Genomic DNA, 18,674 nt, shown 5'->3' with positions numbered 1-18,674 from the left:
GGCCGACCGGCGGTCCGTGCTCATCGTGCCCGCCATCGGAACCGAGGTACCGGGTGCCTGGATCAGGACACGTGCTGGGACGAGGACCAGCATCTGCTTCGGGTCGCCGTTGCCCTCGGACGCCTCCGCCACCACCCCACTGCCCTCGGATCGCGGAAGCCGTAAGCTTCGTCGGGTTTCTGGTGAACGGGGAGGCGTGAGTGGGGCGGGACAAGGTCCTCGGTGGCCGGTACGAGCTGGTGGAGAGGCTCGGGCAGGGCGGTATGGGAACGGTCCATCGAGGGGTGGACCGGCAGCTGCGTCGCCCTGTCGCAGTCAAGCTGCTCTCCTCGGCATTGGCCCACGATCCACAGTCACGAGCCCGCTTCCGGCGTGAGGCACATGCGGCGGCCGCGCTCAACCACCCCGCCGTGGCCACCATTCATGATGTCGGGGAGGAGCCCGACGCCGACGGCCCCCGGCCCTACCTGGTGATGGAATACGTGCCGGGCTCGACCCTCGCCGAGGCCCTGCGCGATGGCCCACTGCCCGTCGCCGACGCGATCACGACGGCATGTGCCGTGCTGGACGCGCTGCAGCACAGTCACGAACGCGGAATCGTGCACAGGGACGTCAAGCCCTCGAACATCATGCGCACCGGCCTCGGCACCGTGAAGGTCCTCGACTTCGGCATCGCCAAAGCCTTCACCGAGACGGCCACCCGCATCACCGGCAGCGGCGCCGCCATAGGCACCCCCGCCTACCTCTCGCCCGAGCAGATCAGCGGGGCGGAGATCGACCACCGGGCCGATCTGTACGCCATGGGGTGTCTGCTGCACGAACTTCTGACCGGACAGCCGCCGTTCCGCGGTGAATCACCGTTCGCCGTCATGCATCAGCACCTGTTCGCCGAACCGGAGCCGGTCTCCCGGCTCCGCCCGCAAGTGCCGCAGGCGGTGGAGGCGGTGATTCAGTGTGCTCTGAGCAAGGATCCGAAGGAACGGTTTGCTGACGCGCGGCAGATGGGCGCTGCCCTCGCCGATGCCCTGACCCAGTCCGCCATGCCGACGGCCCAGGCTCCCGCCCCCCTCCCTCCGGCGACGCGCTCCGGCATGCGAACGGCGCTTCAGCACAGGTTCGTGTTGCGCCCCACGGTCGACAGCGTCCTGGCCCTGCTGGGGTGTCTGCTGTCGCTGCTGTGCGCACGTGGTCACGTTGTGGACACAGCCCACTTCGGCCGGGTTGCCACCGCGGCAGGCCTGTTGGGGCTGGTGACACTGCCGTGGTCGAGACGCCTGTCGTGCGTAGTGGGCTGGGGGCCGGTGGCGGAGGCCGTGGCGGTCAACTCGGAACTGCGGCGCGCCAATGACGGGTGGGCGCATTCGTACGTCGGGATAGCCGCGCTGCTGGCGCTGACGGCCGCCTGCTGCCTTGTCGGCGCGGCACGCAGCAAGGAGGGCGGCGCCGGCTCACTGGTCGCCTTCTGGTTCTGTGCCACCGCGTCGGTCTGGTACGTCCTCGACGACCTGCGCAAGCTTTTCGTCTTCTACCTGCTGCTGTCCCTGATGACCGTCGCCACCCTGTTGTGGGAGACCCCGGCACTTGTACGGCGCCGGGGTGGCACGAGGCGGGCGGCACCGGCGGGACAGCCCGTCAGCGCGGCGCCCCAGGCACGGCCGCCTGCGCGTCGGCTCGACTGAACTGCCACCAGGGGCACCGGTTCGGCCCGCAGCGTGTCTTCGGCGCAGGCCGGCACCATCCGCGGCACCCCGCCCGGTGGGCACCCGCTCACCTCACTGCCCGACGAGCCGTGGCGGGGGCCGAAGAGACACGGGACGCGCCGCTCGGGAAGCGGCGCACTGGTGCGCCGGGCGGCGAGGACGGCCAGCACGACCCTCCCCTATGCCGGCGATGAACCGCCTCGGACTCAGCATGGTCTCCGCTCGGGGCCTGTGTCTTCCGTGGCCCCTGGCATGGAGTGCGGCGGTTCCACCGGGGTGCGGACCTGGCGCCGGGCGTGGCTTGTGGGTCCCAGGCGGTCCAGCGCCTGGCCCACCTCCCGGCGGACCCGGCCGTCGGCTGTCGTGTCGAGCACCGTGATCGTGGCGGCGTCGATGTCTTCCGGGCGCAGGCAGTGCAGTGCCGGGACGTCACGGACCCCTACTTCCGTGACGTTGGCCCCGAAGCCGTGGGTGGCGGCGACGCAGCACCCTGAGGATGCGTCCGGCTGTTCGGCGGCCGGCCCCTGATCACCGCGGCCAAGGGCGTACTGGGCCACACCACGGGGGCGGCCGGTGCGATCGAAGCGGCGCTGACGGTCCTGGCCATCACCCAGGGAACGGTTCCTCCCATCGCCAACTTCCGCCGCGCTGAGCACGATTGGGGTCTCCAGTTGGTCTCCGGCCGCCCCCGACCGCACCGCACCCGGCTGGCGCTGAGCAACTCGGTCGGCTTCGGACGACAGAACGCCGTCCTTGTCTTCCGCCCCTTCTGACCGAACAGGACGACGCCCCGTGGCCGGCGACGAGGGCTTCTCCTCCGATCGAGGGGCGGTCTCTCAGGAAGACCGCCCCTGATGGGACATCAGCCCGCTGGAGCGTCAGAGCTGGTAGAAGTCGGTGTAGTGGTTGGGCGAGTACCAGACCGCGCCGGTGTTGGAGTCGACGACGATCCGGTAGGCGTCCCGATGGGCGCCGCAGGCGCGCGGGTAGACGTCGTACTCGTAGAAGGTGTCACCGGAAGGCAACTCGCCGTCGTTGTTGTAGAACTCGCCGCCCGCGTAGCTGCACTGGCCGTCGGGCCAGTCGACCCAGCCCCGTGTGGTCGGGTAGCCGAGGTCGGACCAGGTCGAGTTGGCCGAGGCCGCGTCGGAACATCCGTCGATGTTGCAGGAGCTGTAGACCGCCGCATTCGCGGCAGGACTGTTGACGGCGGACACACTGAGCACGGACGCGATGGCGGCGAACAGCACCGCGAACCGCTTGGCCCAGGACAGCTGGGGACGTCGCAGAGTCAGCAAGGAACCCTCCAAGATGTGTACATGGACATGTCACCCTGCTGGCCTTGTGTGACGACCGGGTGTATCGCCGGTTGCCGGAGAGGGGCAATTGCCTTGTGATGCGGGCACATCATGCTCCGCTGCTCCGCTGTTCCGAGAGCGGACGGCCGGGCGGTCGCGGTCCCCCTGCGACGGGGCCACCACCGTCCACCTCGCCGCCGTCTTGAGAAGCGTGACCCGAACGGCCCTGTCGGGGGACCGCCGGGGCGGTGGAGGGTGGGGCGTGCGAACCGGCACGTACGCCACCGGACCACCGCCCCGGCATCGAAAGGAATCCCGATGTCCGTCGACACGCGGCAGGCACCTGCCCAGCCGACCGAGGACGAGCTGAGGGCGCTGGACGCCCACTGGCGCGCCGCGAACTACCTCTCCGTCGGCCAGATCTACCTCATGGCCAACCCCCTGCTGACCGAGCCACTGCGCCCGGAGCACATCAAACCGCGTCTGCTGGGCCACTGGGGCACTTCACCGGGCCTCAACCTCGTGTACACCCATTTCAACCGGGTGGTGAAGGCCCGTGGCCTGGACGCGTTGTGCGTCTGGGGGCCCGGCCACGGCGGGCCGGCGGTGCTCGCCAACTCCTGGCTGGAGGGCTCGTACACGCAGGTGTACCCCGACATCACCCGGGACGCGGCGGGTATGGCTCGGCTCTTCAAGCAGTTCTCCTTCCCCGGCGGGGTGCCGAGCCACGTCGCGCCCGAGACCCCCGGCTCGATCCACGAAGGCGGCGAGCTCGGCTACTCCCTCTCCCACGCCTACGGCGCCGCGCTGGACAACCCCGGCCTGCTGGTGGCTTGTGTGATCGGCGACGGCGAGGCGGAGACCGGACCGCTGGCCGCTTCCTGGCATGCGAACAAGTTCCTCGACCCGGTCGAGGACGGAGCGGTGCTGCCGATCCTGCACCTCAACGGGTACAAGATCGCCAACCCGACGGTGCTGTCCCGGCTCCCCGAGGCAGAGCTGGACGCGTTGCTGCGCGGCTACGGCCACGATCCGATCCACGTCACCGGCGACGACCCCGCCGAAGTGCACCGCGCGATGGCGCGGGCCATGGACACCGCCGTGGACCGCATCGCCGGAATTCAGCGTGCCGTGCGCCGGAACGGTGTCACCGATCGGCCCCGCTGGCCCGTCATCGTGTTGCGCACTCCGAAGGGCTGGACCGGCCCCGCGGAGGTCGACGGCCTGCCCGTGGAGGGCACCTGGCGCTCCCACCAGGTGCCGCTGGCCGCCGTGCGGGACAACCCCGAGCACCTGCGGCAACTGGAGCAGTGGCTTCGCTCGTACCGTCCCGAGGAGCTGTTCGACGAGCACGGCGCGCCGCGCGACGAGGTGCTGGCCTGCATTCCCGAAGGGGCCCGTCGGCTGGGCGCGACACCGCACGCCAACGGCGGCCTGCTGCTGCGTGAACTGCCCCTGCCGCCGCTGGAGCGGTACGCCGTCGCCGTCGACAAGCCCGGCGCCACCCTGCACGAACCCACTCGTGTCCTCGGCGACCTGCTCCAGGACGTCATGGCCGCCACCGCCGACCGCCGTGACTTCCGCCTGGTCGGCCCCGACGAGACCGCCTCCAACCGGCTCCAGGCGGTCTACGCGGCCAGCGGCAAGGCCTGGCAGGCGGAAACCCTCGAGGTGGACGAACATCTCGACCGGCACGGCCGGGTGATGGAGATCCTGTCCGAACACACCTGTCAGGGCTGGCTGGAGGGCTACCTCCTCACCGGACGGCACGGGCTGTTCTCCTGCTACGAGGCCTTCGCGCACATCGTCGACTCGATGGTCAACCAGCACATCAAGTGGCTGCGCACCACGCGCCGGCTGCCCTGGCGTGCCCCCATCGCCTCCCTCAACTACCTGCTGACCTCGCACGTGTGGCGTCAGGACCACAACGGCTTCTCCCACCAGGACCCCGGCTTCGTCGACCACATCCTCAACAAGAGCCCCGAGGCCGTCCGGGTCTACTTCCCGCCCGACGCCAACACGCTGCTCTCGGTGGCCGACCATGCGCTGCGCAGCCGCGATTACGTCAACGTGATCGTGGCGGGCAAACAGCCCTGCTTCGACTGGCTGTCGATGGCGGAGGCGAACGTGCACTGTGCGCGTGGCGCCGGGATCTGGGAGTGGGCCGGCACCGAGGACGGCTCGCGGGAGCCCGACGTCGTCCTCGCCTGCGCGGGGGACGTACCGACCCAGGAGGTGCTGGCCGCAGCCCAGTTGCTGCGCCGGCACCTGCCGGAGCTGGCGGTGCGCGTGGTGAACGTCGTGGACATCGCCCGGATGCTGCCGAGCGAGGAACACCCGCACGGGTTGAGCGACTTCGAGTACGACGGACTCTTCACCGCCGACCAGCCGGTGATCTTCGCGTACCACGGATACCCGTGGCTGATCCACCGCCTGGCCTACCGGCGTACCGGTCACCACCACCTGCACGTGCGCGGCTACAAGGAGATCGGCACCACGACCACCCCCTTCGACATGGTCGTCCGCAATGACCTCGACCGCTACCGCCTGGTCATGGACGTCATCGACCGCGTGCCCGGCCTCGCGGTCCGCGCGGCGGCCCTACGCCAGAACATGGCGGACGTACGACAGCGCCACCACGGCTGGATCCGCGCACACGGCGTGGACCTGCCCGAGGTGACCGACTGGACGTGGGACGGCTGAGGAACGGAACGACCGCTGCCCGGCGGCGCCTCGCGGTGCCGGGCAGCGGTCGCTGACGAGGTTCACGGCGGCAGGCCGGGCCGCCCAGGAGGCCGTCGGGCGGGCGGTGGCGCCAGGATCCGCAGCCGTGCCTCAGGCGGAAACGTCCAGCCAGGGGGCGCGAGCCCGCTCGTACGCCGCGATCCGGTCAGCGGCGCGCAACGTCACCTCCAGCTGGGTCAGCCCGGAGACGAGCCTGTCGCGGGCGTCGTCGTCGAGTCGGAACGGCGCCGCCCGGACCCCGGCTGCCGCGCAGGTGACCGTTCGCTCAGCCACGTCGACGCTGATCTCGGCGGTGGCGTCGGCAGTGGTGGCGGCCATCAGGGCAGCGGCCACCGCCGGCTCGCACCAGACGGGGACCAGCCCGGCGTTCGGCATGTTGTTGCGGAAGATGTCCGCGAACCCCGGTGCGATCACCGCCCGGAAACCCCACTCGTGCAGCGCCCACGGCGCGTGCTCACGCGACGAACCGCAGCCGAAGTTCGGGCCGCTGACCAGGATCGCCGCCCCGGCACGCTCGGGCCGGTTGAGGACGAAGCCCGGGTCGCGGCGCCACTGCTCGAAGAGGCCGTCGGCGTAACCGGTGCGGGTGGTGTTCTTCAGCCATGCGGCGGGGATGATCTGGTCGGTGTCGACGTTGGGCCGGTCCAGGGGCACCCCACAGCCGGTGACACGGATGATCGGTTCCATACGGCTTCTCCCTCACAGGTCGGCCGGCGTGGCGAAACGCCCGGCAACGGCGGTGGCGGCGGCCGTGGCGGGGGACACGAGATGCGTCCGGGCGCCGGCCCCCTGCCGGCCTTCGAAGTTGCGGTTGGAGGTCGACGCACAGCGCTGACCCGGCGCGACGGTGTCGCCGTTGATGCCGACGCACATCGAGCAGCCCGGCATGCGCCATTCGAAGCCCGCCGCGGCGAAGACCCGGTCCAGCCCTTCCTGCTCGGCCAGCTGACGCACGAGCATCGAGCCGGGGACGACCAGGCCGCGTACGCCGTCGGCCACGCGCCGCCCGCGCAACACGTCGGCCGCGGCGCGCAGATCCTCGATCCGGCTGTTGGTGCAGGAACCGATGAACACCACATCGATGCCGACGTCGCGCATCTTGGTGCCGGGGCGCAGGTCCATGTAGGCGAGGGCGCGCTCGGCGGCGGCCCGCTCGCCGGGATCGGTGCTGTCGGCGGGGTCGGGGACCACGCCGTCGACCGGCACGCTCTGCCCGGGGTTCGTGCCCCAGGTCACCCGCGGCGCCAACGACCCTGCGTCGAAGACCAGTTCACGGCCGAAGACCGCGTCCGGGTCGCTGCACAACGTCCGCCATTCGGCGACGGCCTGCTCCCACAGCTCGCCGCGCGGGGCCCGGGGGCGACCCTTCAGGTACGTGAACGTGGTGTCGTCGGGAGCGACCAGACCACTGCGCGCGCCCATCTCGACGGCCATGTTGCACAGCGTCATCCGCCCCTCCATGGACAGCGCGCGCACGGCGGGGCCCCGGAACTCGATGAGCGTTCCCGTGCCCGCGTCGGTGCCGCCGGCAGCGAGGATGCCCAGCGCGAGGTCCTTGGCGGTGACACCCGGCGGGAGTTCCCCGGTGACCGTGACGGCCATGGACTCCGGCCGGCGGGCCCGCAGGGTCTGCGTGGCAAGGACGTGCTCGATCTCGCTGGTGCCGATGCCGAACGCGATGGCGCCGAACGCGCCGTGGGTGGCGGTGTGGCTGTCGCCGCAGACGATGGTCGTACCGGGCCGGGTGAGCCCCATCTGCGGGCCGATCACGTGCACGATGCCCTGCCCCGGGCTTCCCACCGGGTGCAGCTCGATGTCGTTGTCGCGGCAGTTGTCGGCGAGCACCTGCAACTGCTTGGCGGCGCCCGCGTCCGGCGGCAGCTCGCGCCCGTCGGTCGGGACGTCATGGTCGGAGGTGGCGACCGCGAGGGCGGGGCGGCGTACCGCGCGGCCGGCCTCGCGCAACCCGGCGAACGCCTGGGGCGAACTGACCTCGTGCAGCAGGTGCAGGTCGATGTAGATGAGGTCGGCTGCCCCGGACTCGACGACGTGCAGGTCCCAGATCTTGTCTACCAGGGTTTTCCGGGTCATGAGACTCGCCCTTTCAGAGCATGTCGCTGACGGCTGGTGCGTCAGGAGGAACTCGACGCCGGGAAGTGGCGGCGGCGGATCAGCGCGCGGTCGGCTTTGCCGACGACGGTGCGCGGGATCCGGTCGAATGCCAGGACCGCACCGGTCAGTCCGTGCGCGGCGAGGAGCTTGTCGACCGCGGTGACGGCGTCGTCGTCGGGGGTTCCCGGTGCCGCGCGCAGCACCACGAGCACGCGGTTGCTCAACGTGTCCGTGTCGGCGGCGAGGCTGACGGACTCGGCGACCGGGCATTGCTTCGCGATGAGTTCGTCGAGGAGGGGAACGGCCAGGGGGCCGTCCGTGGCCAGCACGAGGTCGGTGACGCGCCCGAGCAGGCGGAGGCTGCCGTCGTCCAGGCGCTGGGCGACGTCGCCGGTCCAGAAGTCGGGGCCACGGAAGGTGGCCGCGTTGGCCTCGGCGTCGTCCAGGTAGCCGTCGCTGGTGCAGTCGGAGGTGAGCACCAGATGGCCGAGGTCGTCCCGGTCGTACCCGGCAAGCGCCTCCAGACGGGCGCGAACGCCCGCGACCTCCCGCATACCGCCGACGCTCTGCACCTCGTCCGCCATGTTGCCCAGGGCGAGGCCGAACTCGGTCGAGCCGTAGATGTGGCGGATGCGGATGCCGAGTACATCGGCAGCCCCGGCGATGAGGGCCGGGCTCGCGTACGCGCCGCCGCACATCGGGCGGCGCAGCCGGGAGAGATCGGTGCCGGGCCGTTGCCCGGCGGCCGCCATCATGTCCGCGTAGTGATTGGGCAGCATGCTGGTGTAGGTGGCACCGGTCGCGGCCAGCTGCGACAGCAGCGTCGCGGGCTCCGCGCCCGGGTCGGCGAGGATCAGACGGGCGCCGGCGAGCAGCGCCGCGAAGGCGTGCAGGTCGGTCGCGTGCGCCACGTCAAGGGTGTGCCTGCAGAAGAACGCGTCGCGCTCGGTCGCTTCGATGTGGGCGATCCAGCGCCGGCGCTCGCGTACGAAGGGCTCCTGGCGCCAGGTGACGAGCTTGGGCGCCTTCGTCGAGCCGGAGGTCCACAGCATCCGGAAGGTCCCCGGCGCAATCGCCCGCCCCTCCGGCGCAATCGCGCGTCCCTCCGGTGCGATCGCCCGTCCGCCCGGTGCAATGGCCCGTGCGCCCGGCGCCGGGCCGGCCGCGGCGCCGGAGGTCTGCAACTCGGCGAGTTCCACGCGGGGCGTCGTGACGCCTGCGCGGTGGTGGTTCTCGGGGCCGACCCAGAGCACGGGTTCCGTCATCCGCAAGGCACGGGCCACGGCGGCGGCGTCGAAGTCGGCGAGCAGCGGGACATAGGCGGCACCGGCCGCGCAGACCCCGAGCAGGAAGGCGACGTAGGAGGCGTCGTTGGCCAAGCCCGAGCAGACGACCACACGGCCCTCGGTGACGCCGCGGGCGCGCAGGCCGACCGCGATCCGGTCGGCCTGCGCGAGGAGTTCGGCGTACGTGGTGCGCTCGCCGGCCGTCGTCTCGACTGCAATCGCTTTCGGCCGGCGCCGCGCGATTTCGTGGATTGCTTCGTAGAGTGCCGTCATGCGGAGACCCAGCCGGCGTAGGTGGCGAAGCGGAAGTCCTTGGCGAGGCAATCGACGCTGCGGAAACCGGCGTCGCGCAGCCACTGCAATTGGGTTTCCAGGTCGATGCAGACGTCGAATTTCATGCGCTCGCGGCCAGCCGCCCATTCGTGGGCCGGCGCCTGCTCACGGGCCACGTGCAGTTCGTGCTGACTGTCGTAGAGGGATTCCAGGTGCGGCAGCGGGCCTTGCACCTGTTCGACGTTGACGAAGACGCCGCCGGGGCGCAGCGCGTCGTGGATGCGCCGGAACAGGTGGCGCTTGTCGGTGTGGCTCAGGTGGTGGATCGCGAGACCGGAGACGACCGCGTCGAACTCCCCCTCCGGCAGCGGGTCGGTCAGGTCCCCGGTCTGCACCGTGACCCCTTCCTGGCTGGCGAAGCGGCTTCGGGCCTGCGTCAGCATCAGTTCCGAGCGGTCGACGAGCACCACGTTCGCCTCGGGGAGTTCACGCAGGATGGCCGCGCTCAGCAGACCGGTGCCGGCGCCGAGATCGAGTACCCGCGGCACGGCCGGCACGGTCGCCGCGACGGTACGCACCGCGGCCTCGTAGATCAGGTCGAACGACGGAATGAGCTGACGGCGCAGCGCGTCGAACGTTGTCGGGTCCCAGAGGTCGTTTCCCTTGATCTCAAACGCTTGCGTCATGTCTTCTCTCCGTTCGTCACCATGCCGCCGATGCGGAAGCGTGGTGAGTCTTGCGGCGCGAAAGAAGTGGTGTCAACGCCGTTGCCGTAAAGCGCAATGGCGCCTCCTTTTCTGCTGTCTTCGCTTCTGCGCAGTTTCCTGGATGGCCACTCCTTCGCTGGCTAGCCTGGTTTGCAATTTATGCGCGAGGAGTGTCCATGACGAACGAATTCGCGGCCCGCCCGGTCTGGAATGAGCAGCGCCCGAGCCCCATGCCGGCACACCGCTACCGCTCGTACGCCGAGGAGGTCGAACCAGTTCTGCTGCCGGACCGGACCTGGCCGGACCGGACGATCACCCGTGCCCCGCTGTGGTGCTCGGTCGATCTGCGCGACGGTAACCAGGCCCTCGCCGAGCCGATGGACCCGGCCCGTAAGCACCGCTTCTTCCAACTGCTCGTGCGGATGGGCTACAAGGAGATCGAGGTCGGCTTCCCCGCGGCCAGCGCGGCGGATCTCACGTTCATCCGGGAGATCATCGAGAGCGAGGCCATCCCGGACGACGTCCGCATCCAGGTCCTCTCGCCGTGCCGGCCCGAGCTCATCGACCGCACGGTCGAGGCCGTCGCCGGGGTGCGCAAGGTGACCTTGCACATCTACAACCCGACCTCCGAGCTGCAGCGCCGGGTGGTCTTCCGTCAGGAGCGGGCGCAGATACGCGAGCTCGCCGTCGCGGCGGCCCGCCGTCTCGCCACGGCCGCCGAGTCGCTGACCGGTGCCGACGTGCGCCTGCAGTATTCGCCGGAGTCGTTCACCGGCACCGAGCCGGGCTTCGCGGCCGAGGTCTGCAACGCGGTCCTCGACGTCTGGCAGCCCACCCCGCAGCGCCCGGCCACGATATGCCTGCCGGCCACGGTGGAGATGACCACCCCGAACACGTACGCCGACTCGATCGAGTGGATGAGCCGCAACCTGGAGCGACGCGACTCGGTCATTCTCTCGCTGCACCCGCACAACGACCGCGGCACCGCCGTCGCCGCCGCCGAACTCGGCCTCGCCGCCGGCGCGGACCGTATCGAGGGCTGTCTGTTCGGCAACGGCGAACGCACCGGAAACGTCTGCCTCGTCACGCTGGGCATGAACCTGTTCAGCCGCGGCGTCGACCCCGAGATCGACTTCTCCGACCTGGGCGAGGTCCGCCGGGTCGTGGAGGAATGCACGGCACTGCCTGTGCACGAACGCCACCCATGGGGCGGCGAACTCGTCTTCACCGCCTTCTCGGGCGGCCACCAGGACGCCATCAGCAAGGGGATCTCGGCACTCGCCGACGAGGCCCACTCAAGCGGCTACGACTTGCGCGACGAACACTGGCAGGTTCCCTACCTGCCGATCGACCCCAGCGATGTCGGCCGAGAGTACGAACCGGTCGTGCGGGTCAACTCGCAGTCCGGCAAGGGCGGCGTGGCGTTCGTGCTCAACGACTCCTACGGACTGCACCTGCCCCAGCAACTCCGCGCGGACTTCGCCGTCCTGGTCCAGCAGGTCACGGACCGCGAAGGCGGCGAACTGAGCCCGCAAGAACTGCGCGAGCTTTTCGACACCGCGTACACACCCGGCCCCGGCCGGCTGCAACTCCTCGACCACACGCCGTCCTCCGTCACGGTCGGCCTCGACGGCATCGACAAAGAAATACCGCTGACCGGGACCGCGTCGCTGCCCGCATTCGCCGACGCACTCGCCCAACTCGGCCTGGAACTCACCATCACCGCGGCCACGGCTCACGAACTGCCCGACGGCGGGGCAATCGCCTATCTGAACAGCGGCGGCACCTGGGCCATCGGGACCGGCAAAGACACCACCACGGCAGAACTCACCGCCGCCGTCGGCATCATCAACCAGACGCAGAAACGTCTATAGCTGCGTGATCGCGCGATGAGTAAATCTATTTATGAGCGCGATAAAAAGCTGAACTTGGACCGTGTGCAGCACCTCTGGTTAAGCTGACACGAAACGAAGCTGAAAGCTTTTTCGGCGTTTCACTGAAGGGAATAGAGGAATCCCGACATGCCTGATCCGCAGCAGTACGACTTCCCGCGCCTGGCCGATTTCACGGCGGCGCTCACCTCGGAGACCTTCGGGAAATGGCAGGAGCTCGTCGACGACTACGCCCACCGCGCCGAGCTGGCCGGGGAGTGCCGGCGCCTTGCCGACCTGGCCTTCCACGGCCGCGACGCCGCGGCCCGCGAGCACCTGCACGAAGTACTCGCGGTCATCTACGCCTACGAGTTCAGCCAGTCCGCGTCACGCAACCCCGACCAGGACCCCCAGCCGATCCTGCGGGACGTCACGAGCATCCTCGAGAACGCCATGCTGGACCATGAGTTCCGGCAGGTGCCCGAGGAGTTGCTGAGCGGCTATCCCAGCGGTGAGAAGGAGTACGTACGCTGGCTCAAGGCCCTCATACAGGACCACCCGGCGAGCGCCCACCCGCTGTACTCCGAGCACCTGACGAACTCGGCGACGGTCGAGGACATACGCTTCCTGCTGGCCCAGGAGACCTCCCTGGACCCGCGCTTCGACGACATCCTCGCCGTCATGCAGTTCGGCGCGACCGGCGTCGAGAAGATGGAGATCGCGGCCAACTACTGGGACGAGATGGGCAACGGCGAGTTCGCCGACGTCCATACGACACTCTTCTCCCAGTGCCTCACCTCGATCGGCGTCGACCAGGGCTACGTCGAGTCGAATCTGCTGCTCGCCGCCAAGGAATGCGGCAACATCTCGGCCGGCCTCGCGCTCAGCCGCCGGCACTACCTGCGCGCCATCGGCTACTACGGCGTCACCGAGTTCCTGGCCCCCCGGCGTTTCCGCCAGTTGGTCACCGCATGGGACCGCCTCGGGCTCCCGCCGGAGGGCAAGGTCTACCACGACATCCACATCAGCGTCGACGCCCACCACGCGGCCGGCTGGTACAAGAACGTCATCGGGCCGGTCGTCGAGCGCGATCCCGCCGCCGGCCGCGAGATCGCGCTCGGCACCCTTGTGCGGCTCAACACCTCGGCGCACTACCTCGACCAAGTCCTCGAAGTGTGCCTGAAGCAGCCCCTGCCCGCCTGAACCACCGTTGCCCCGCCTCTCCCGAAAGGCATCGACCGTGACTCTCAACGCGCAGCACTTTCAGGTCTTCGACCTCCCCGAGACGGGTGAGGACATTCTGAAGAGTTTCGAGGACCTCGCCTTCGACGAGTACATCGGCAACGGCAACCGCTGGCGCCGCTTCTCCCAGTACCGGCTCGAACACCGGGACGGCGCCTGGCACTTCGAGCGGCTCCCGCACCGCCCGTACGTCACCTACTCCAAGTTCAACCCGATCGCGGGCGGCATCCGGCGGCACTACCAGCCGATCCAGATCGACCTGGTCGAGCACATCCGGGAGGCCTGCGCCCAGATCCCGCTGCCCGAGGACGACATCTGGCAGATCAACGTCCACCAGTACCGGGTCATCGCCAACAAGGAGCTGCAGGGCGTCGTCGTCCCGGAAGGCGTGCACCAGGACGGCCACGAGTTCGTGGTGATCTCCGTCTACAACCGTGTCGGCATCACCGGCGCCGAGCTGACCCTGCGCAGCGCGGACGACAAGGAGAAGCCCATCTTCACCGCGACCCTGCCGGCGGGGCAGGCCATCGCGTTCGACGACCGTGCGCTGTGGCACTACGTGACCGACATCGTGCCGATCGAGGAGGAGGGCCACCGCGACATCACGGTGGTGTCGTTCTCGCGCTGGAGCGAACGCTGGTACGGCGAGGCCTTCGAGGAAGGTGCCATCAGCGAGGGCCGCGGATGACCACGCTCATGAAGTACCACACCCTCGGCAATGACTACCTCGTTGCCGACCCGGAGCTCGGCGCGCCCGCGCCGGGCGCCACGGCCACCCGGGTCCTGTGCGACCGACGTACCGGCGTCGGGGCGGACGGGGTGCTCTACGGCCCCCTCCCCGCCGCGGACCCGGCGGCCGACCCCCAGGACACGTTCGAGGTACGGGTCTTCAACTCCGACGGTTCCGAGTGCGCGCGCAACGCGAACGGCTTGCGCATCTTCGCCCGGTACCTGCGCGAGCACGGCCGCACGCGCCGCGACGAGGTCACGCTGCGGACACCCGGCGGAGACGTGAGGGTGCGGCTCGGCAGCCCGGTCACCGCCGCCAGCACCATCGACCTGGGCTCGTGGACCCACCACAGTCCCGCGGTGGCCGGCGGTGCGGAGCTGGTCGGCGTGCCACTCGAGATCGAGCCGGGCACCCAGGTGAACGCGACGGCGGTCCACAACGGCGTGCCGCATCTGGTCGCGCTGGTCGACGATGCGACCGCCGAGCTCGCCGCCCGGCTCGGCCCGGCGATCGTCGGGTACGCCGGCTTCGCGGAGCGGCCCAACGCCGAGCTGCTCACCGTCGAGGACCGGCGCACCCTGCGGATCCAGATCTGGGAACGGGGTGTCGGTTACGCCCTGGCTTCCGGCAGCGGTGCCTGCGCCGCCGCCTGCGCCGCCTACCGGCTGGGGCTCACCGATCCCTCGGTGACCGTGGTCATGCCCGGCGGCACCGTGGCCGTGGAGATCACGGGGGACGAGCGGGTGCTGCTCTCCGGACCCAGTTCCTGCGTCGGCCAGGTGACCTTGGCCGACGAGTTCGTGCCGCACCTGCACGGGGAGCGGCCACAGTGAACCGGGACACCCGCGACCCGGCGCAGACGGCGCAGGGTGCCTCCGCGCCGGCAAGACGTGCCCTGAAGATCCTCCCCGGAGGCTGCCCGCTGGACTGCCCGGACGCATGTTCCTGGCAGGTCGAGGTCGAGGACGGCGTCGCGGTGCGGCTGCGCGGAAACCCGGACCATCCTTACACCCGCGGAACGCTGTGCGTGAAGGTGAACCAGTACCTGGAGCACACACGGGCACCCGACCGTCTGACACATCCCCTGCGCCGGACCGGGCGCAAGGGCGAGGGCCGGTTCGAGCGCATCGGCTGGGACGAGGCGCTCGGCGAGATCGCCGACCGTCTCACGGAGGTGATCGACCGGTACGGCGGCCAGGCCATCTGGCCTTACCAGGGAACCGGGAACCTGGGCTATCTGCAGGGCCTGCAGGGGCGCGCCGGCAGCCGGCTGTGGAACACCTTGGGCGCGTCCCGCCACGACATGACGATCTGCTCGATCGCAGGCCTGGTGGGCACCGGTTACACGCTCGGCACCAGTCGAGGCATCGACCCCGAGGATCTGCGCCACGCCCGGCTCATCCTGCTGTGGGGCTGCAACACGCTCACCACGAGCCACCACCTCTGGAAGGTGCTGTCGCAGGCACAGCGGTCCGGGGCGTACGTCGTGGCCATCGATCCGGTCCTGACCAAGACGGCTCGGCTCGCCGACGAGCATGTGCCGCTCAACCCCGGCACGGATGCGGCGTTCGCCCTCGGGCTGCTCAACGTGGTGATATCGCTCGGCGCCGAGGACCGCGCGTACCTGGCGGAACACACGGTGGGCTGGCCCGAGTTCCGCGCACGCATCGAGCAGTTCACGCCGGAACGTACGGCGGAGATCTGCGGGCTGCCGGTGGAGACGGTCGAGCGACTCGGGCGGCGCCTGGCCGTCACCCGGCCCACCGGGATGAAGGCGGCGCAGGGGATCCAGCGGCACGCCGGGGGCGGCATGGCACTCCGTACGCTGGCGGCGCTGCCCGGGGTGACGGGTGACTGGAAGCTCCCGGGCGGCGGTCTGGCCTACTCGACGGACGGTTACTTCGGCGGCGACCGTGAGGCACTCTTCCGTGACGACCTGCTGCCCGGGCCGGTACGAAGCCTCTCGATGACCCGCCTCGGCGAGGCGCTCACCACGGTCGACGATCCACCGGTCAAGGCGTTGTTCGTCTACGGGGCCAACCCGGCCACGGCGGTGGGCGGCCAGGGCCAGGTGCACACGGGCCTGCTGCGCGAAGACCTGTTCACCGTGGTCATGGAGCATTTCCGCACCGACACGGTGGACTACGCCGACATCGTGCTGCCGGCCACGATGCAGACCGAGCACACCGATCTGCTCGACGGGTACGGGCACATGTACATCACGTGGAACGAGCCCGCGGTCGCCCCGCCCGGCGAGTGCCTGTCGACCACGGAGACATTCCGCCGGCTCGCGGCGCGGCTGGGCCTGACGGATCCGAGCCTCTTCGACTCCGACGAAGACCTCGCCCGGCAGCTGCTGTCCAGTGGCCACCCCTCGCTGGACGGCGTCGACCTGGACCGGCTGCGCAGGGAGGGCTTCGTCCGGCTCAACTACCCCAGTCCCTTCGTGCCGTTCGCGGACGGCTTTCCCACGCCGTCGGGGAAGCTGGAGTTCGTGTCCGAGACGGCGGCCGCCGACGGGTACGACCCGCTGACCGGATACACGCCCCCCAAGGAGGCCGCGGATCCGGAGCTGGCACGCAGGCTGCCGCTGGTGCTCATCTCCTCGGCCCAGCACTTTTTCCTCAACACGACGTTCGCGAACAAGGAGTCACTGGTGCGCCGGGCCGGGGCACCCTTCGTGGAACTGCATCCCGACGACGCGGCGGCCCGGGGACTGGTCGAGGGTCAGCAGGTGCGGATCTTCAACGACCGGGGCGCCTTCACCGCGCAGCTGCAGGTGAGCGACTCGGTGCGGCCGGGGGTGGCCCGCACCACCAAGGGCTGGTGGTCGAAGCTCACCGGGAACCAGGCGGGCGTCAACGCCACCGTGGCCGAGCGGGACTCGGACATGGGCGGCGGCGCCGTCTACCACGACAACCGCGTCGAGGTCTCCGCGACCGAGCAGCGAGGGTGAGACATGGACGACAACGAGGCAAGGCGCGCGGCGCTCCTCCTGGACGCACAGGCCAAGGCGGAGGAGCTGTTCGAGGAGATCGGGCGCCGACACCTGATCGTCGCCGGGAAGGGTGAGCGGGAACTCAGCGATCAGATCCGGGACTTGGCGCACGAGATGTTCGGCATCGCACGCTTCTGGCACAAGCGCATCGTGCGCGCGGGCCCGAACACCCTGCACCCCTACCGCGTGAACCCCCCGGACCGGCCGATCGCCGAGGACGACATCGTGTTCTGCGACTTCGGGCCGCTCCTCGAACAGTGGGAGGCTGATTTCGGCCGCACGTACGTGCTCGGTGACGATCCGGTCAAGCATCGTCTCCGCGACGACCTGCCGGTCATCTTCGACGCCGGCCGCCGCTACTTCCGCGACCGTCCCGACGTCACCGGCGCGCAGCTGTTCGCCGAGATACGACGGCTGGCCGGCGAGGCGGGCTGGGAGATCGGCGCCAGCCACGCCGGACACTTGGTCGGGGAGTTCCCGCACGAGCGCATCAACGGCGACGACATCGAGTACTACATCACCACCGGCAGCGACGAACCGATGCGCCGCCCCGACCGTGCCGGGCGGCTCTGCCACTGGATTCTGGAGATCCACCTCGTCGACCGGTCCCGGGGGTTCGGCGGCTTCTACGAGCAGTTGCTCGACCTCGGCCGATGACGCCCGTCGAGCGTCAGCGGCGAAGGAAGCAGCCAACTGCCCAGTTGCTCCGTACGGCCGCCGCGAGGTCCGCGGCGGCCGATGACTCGAACGTTACGGTGAGCTGGTCAGGCTGGGCATCAGGGGGACCTGTCCGGGTTCGTCGACCAACGGGAACTGGCGGAGGGCCGCTTGGGCGACGGAGAACGCGGCCTCGACCACGTCAGCCGGTGTGCCCGGCGCGTGGACGAAGGAGACCGGCACGGACCCGGGATGAAACGGGAGCATGCCTTGGGGGACGGGTGTCAGATTCCACTTCTCGCCGCTGTTGGCGAGCAGGCCGATGACGCCGAGCCCGGCCCGGGTGGCCGCGCGCAGCCCGGCCAGGTCGGGGCCCTCGTAGGCAACGTGCCACGGAACCCCCTGGCGGTCGAGGGCGCTGACGATGTGGGTGCGCGTATTGCACGGCTCGGCGGGCAGCACCATCGGAAGGGAACGGCCGGCGGCCAGACTTGCGGCGTCGTGTGCGTACCAGGCCAACTGCAGCGAGCCGAGCGAGCGGCTCCGTTCACCGCGGGAACGGCTGATGATGACGGCGATGTCGGTCTGCTGCTCGGCCGTCCGCGCGGCGATGTGCTCACTCGCCCCGATCCGCGCGGTCAGCGTGACCCGAGGCAGCGCGCGGGTGAGGCCGGCGAGCAGGTCCTGGAGGACGTCTTCCAACTGCTCCGAGACGCCTATGGTGAGCCGGAGGCCGTCCCTCGGGGCAGTCAGCCGGGCCATCGCCTCGTCATTGACGGTGAGGATTTTGCGAGCATAGAAAAGCAGTTCCTCGCCGGCGTCGCTGAGTTCGAGTCGGCCCCTGGTCCGCACGAAGACCGGTCCGTGCAGGACCGCTTCGAGGCGGCGAATATGATAGCTTACTGCGGGCTGGGTCAGTGCGAGCACATCCGCCGCCCGTCGGAAACTCCCCGTTTCCACTATCGTGCTCAGCGTTCGCAGCTGATTCACGTCGAGGTTACGAGACGTGATTGTTCGTTCTGGACTCATACGTCGTCACTTTCGCATTCGGCAAG

General features: G+C 69.9%; 15 protein-coding genes. 9 read left to right on the top strand and 6 right to left on the bottom strand.

Annotation, left to right across the window (positions count from 1 at the left end; genetic code table 11):
* The first annotated feature begins 200 nt into the window (after window positions 1-200).
* Together AB5L52_RS08200 and AB5L52_RS08195 are read left to right on the top strand one after the other, a co-directional pair.
* Window positions 201-1,679, top strand: a complete 1,479-nt coding sequence (locus AB5L52_RS08200) for a protein kinase (protein ID WP_369363136.1) — start codon at window positions 201-203, stop codon at window positions 1,677-1,679.
* 527 nt (window positions 1,680-2,206) lie between these two features.
* A complete protein-coding gene (locus AB5L52_RS08195; protein WP_369368834.1) occupies window positions 2,207-2,473 on the top strand; it encodes a hypothetical protein in 267 nt (88 codons plus the stop codon).
* Between the two features lie 105 nt (window positions 2,474-2,578).
* On the opposite strand, the gene AB5L52_RS08190 is transcribed toward AB5L52_RS08195, so the two are convergent.
* Window positions 2,579-2,998: a ribonuclease domain-containing protein gene (locus AB5L52_RS08190; protein ID WP_351563431.1), complete on the bottom strand. Its 420-nt coding sequence runs from the start codon at window positions 2,996-2,998 to the stop codon at window positions 2,579-2,581.
* 318 nt (window positions 2,999-3,316) lie between these two features.
* Between AB5L52_RS08190 and AB5L52_RS08185 the strand changes: the two genes are divergently transcribed.
* Entirely contained in the window at window positions 3,317-5,701 is a 2,385-nt protein-coding gene (locus AB5L52_RS08185; protein WP_351024938.1) for a phosphoketolase family protein, read from the top strand.
* Window positions 5,702-5,833: 132 nt separating this feature from the next.
* Here the strand turns inward: AB5L52_RS08185 and leuD are convergent, their stop codons facing one another.
* Genes leuD through AB5L52_RS08165 form a run of 4 tightly spaced genes read right to left on the bottom strand, consistent with a single transcriptional unit; the run spans window position 5,834 to window position 10,100 of the window.
* A complete protein-coding gene (gene leuD, locus AB5L52_RS08180) occupies window positions 5,834-6,430 on the bottom strand; it encodes a 3-isopropylmalate dehydratase small subunit (RefSeq protein WP_369363135.1) in 597 nt (198 codons plus the stop codon).
* A gap of 12 nt (window positions 6,431-6,442) precedes the next feature.
* Window positions 6,443-7,834 (bottom strand): 3-isopropylmalate dehydratase large subunit, encoded by a 1,392-nt coding sequence (leuC, locus tag AB5L52_RS08175; protein ID WP_369363134.1) that lies wholly within the window; start codon window positions 7,832-7,834, stop codon window positions 6,443-6,445.
* 41 nt (window positions 7,835-7,875) lie between these two features.
* A complete protein-coding gene (locus AB5L52_RS08170; RefSeq protein WP_369363133.1) occupies window positions 7,876-9,414 on the bottom strand; it encodes a class I adenylate-forming enzyme family protein in 1,539 nt (512 codons plus the stop codon).
* The gene (locus AB5L52_RS08165; protein WP_351024947.1) at window positions 9,411-10,100 is read right to left on the bottom strand and encodes a class I SAM-dependent methyltransferase; all 690 of its coding nucleotides are present in this window, start codon (window positions 10,098-10,100) and stop codon (window positions 9,411-9,413) included. Before AB5L52_RS08165 ends, AB5L52_RS08170 begins: the two co-directional genes overlap by 4 nt.
* 197 nt (window positions 10,101-10,297) lie before the next feature.
* Here AB5L52_RS08165 and leuA point away from each other — a divergent pair, with 197 nt between their 5' ends.
* The 6 genes from leuA (at window position 10,298) to AB5L52_RS08135 (ending at window position 17,619) form a co-directional block, all read left to right on the top strand.
* Entirely contained in the window at window positions 10,298-11,995 is a 1,698-nt protein-coding gene (gene leuA / locus AB5L52_RS08160) for a 2-isopropylmalate synthase (RefSeq protein WP_369363132.1), read from the top strand.
* Window positions 11,996-12,142: 147 nt separating this feature from the next.
* The gene (locus AB5L52_RS08155) at window positions 12,143-13,195 is read left to right on the top strand and encodes an iron-containing redox enzyme family protein (RefSeq protein ID WP_351024953.1); all 1,053 of its coding nucleotides are present in this window, start codon (window positions 12,143-12,145) and stop codon (window positions 13,193-13,195) included.
* 37 nt (window positions 13,196-13,232) lie between these two features.
* Entirely contained in the window at window positions 13,233-13,922 is a 690-nt protein-coding gene (locus tag AB5L52_RS08150) for a 2OG-Fe dioxygenase family protein (RefSeq protein ID WP_351024955.1), read from the top strand.
* Window positions 13,919-14,797 carry a diaminopimelate epimerase gene (gene dapF, locus AB5L52_RS08145; protein WP_369363131.1) on the top strand — a complete coding sequence of 293 codons (879 nt, stop codon included), beginning with the start codon at window positions 13,919-13,921 and terminating at the stop codon, window positions 14,795-14,797. Before AB5L52_RS08150 ends, dapF begins: the two co-directional genes overlap by 4 nt.
* Window positions 14,794-16,920, top strand: a complete 2,127-nt coding sequence (locus AB5L52_RS08140) for a molybdopterin-dependent oxidoreductase (RefSeq protein WP_369363130.1) — start codon at window positions 14,794-14,796, stop codon at window positions 16,918-16,920. Before dapF ends, AB5L52_RS08140 begins: the two co-directional genes overlap by 4 nt.
* A gap of 3 nt (window positions 16,921-16,923) precedes the next feature.
* Complete coding sequence (locus tag AB5L52_RS08135; protein ID WP_369363129.1) at window positions 16,924-17,619, top strand: M24 family metallopeptidase; 696 nt, start codon at window positions 16,924-16,926, stop codon at window positions 17,617-17,619.
* A 93-nt stretch (window positions 17,620-17,712) separates the two neighbouring features.
* Here the strand turns inward: AB5L52_RS08135 and AB5L52_RS08130 are convergent, their stop codons facing one another.
* Complete coding sequence (locus tag AB5L52_RS08130; protein ID WP_351766439.1) at window positions 17,713-18,648, bottom strand: LysR family transcriptional regulator; 936 nt, start codon at window positions 18,646-18,648, stop codon at window positions 17,713-17,715.
* Window positions 18,649-18,674: the final 26 nt, after the last annotated feature.

The sequence above is a fragment of the Streptomyces sp. CG4 genome (assembly GCF_041080655.1).
Taxonomy (GTDB): domain Bacteria; phylum Actinomycetota; class Actinomycetes; order Streptomycetales; family Streptomycetaceae; genus Streptomyces.
Note: the sequence above shows the minus strand (reverse complement) of the source record. Positions and strands in the feature narration are given on the sequence as shown.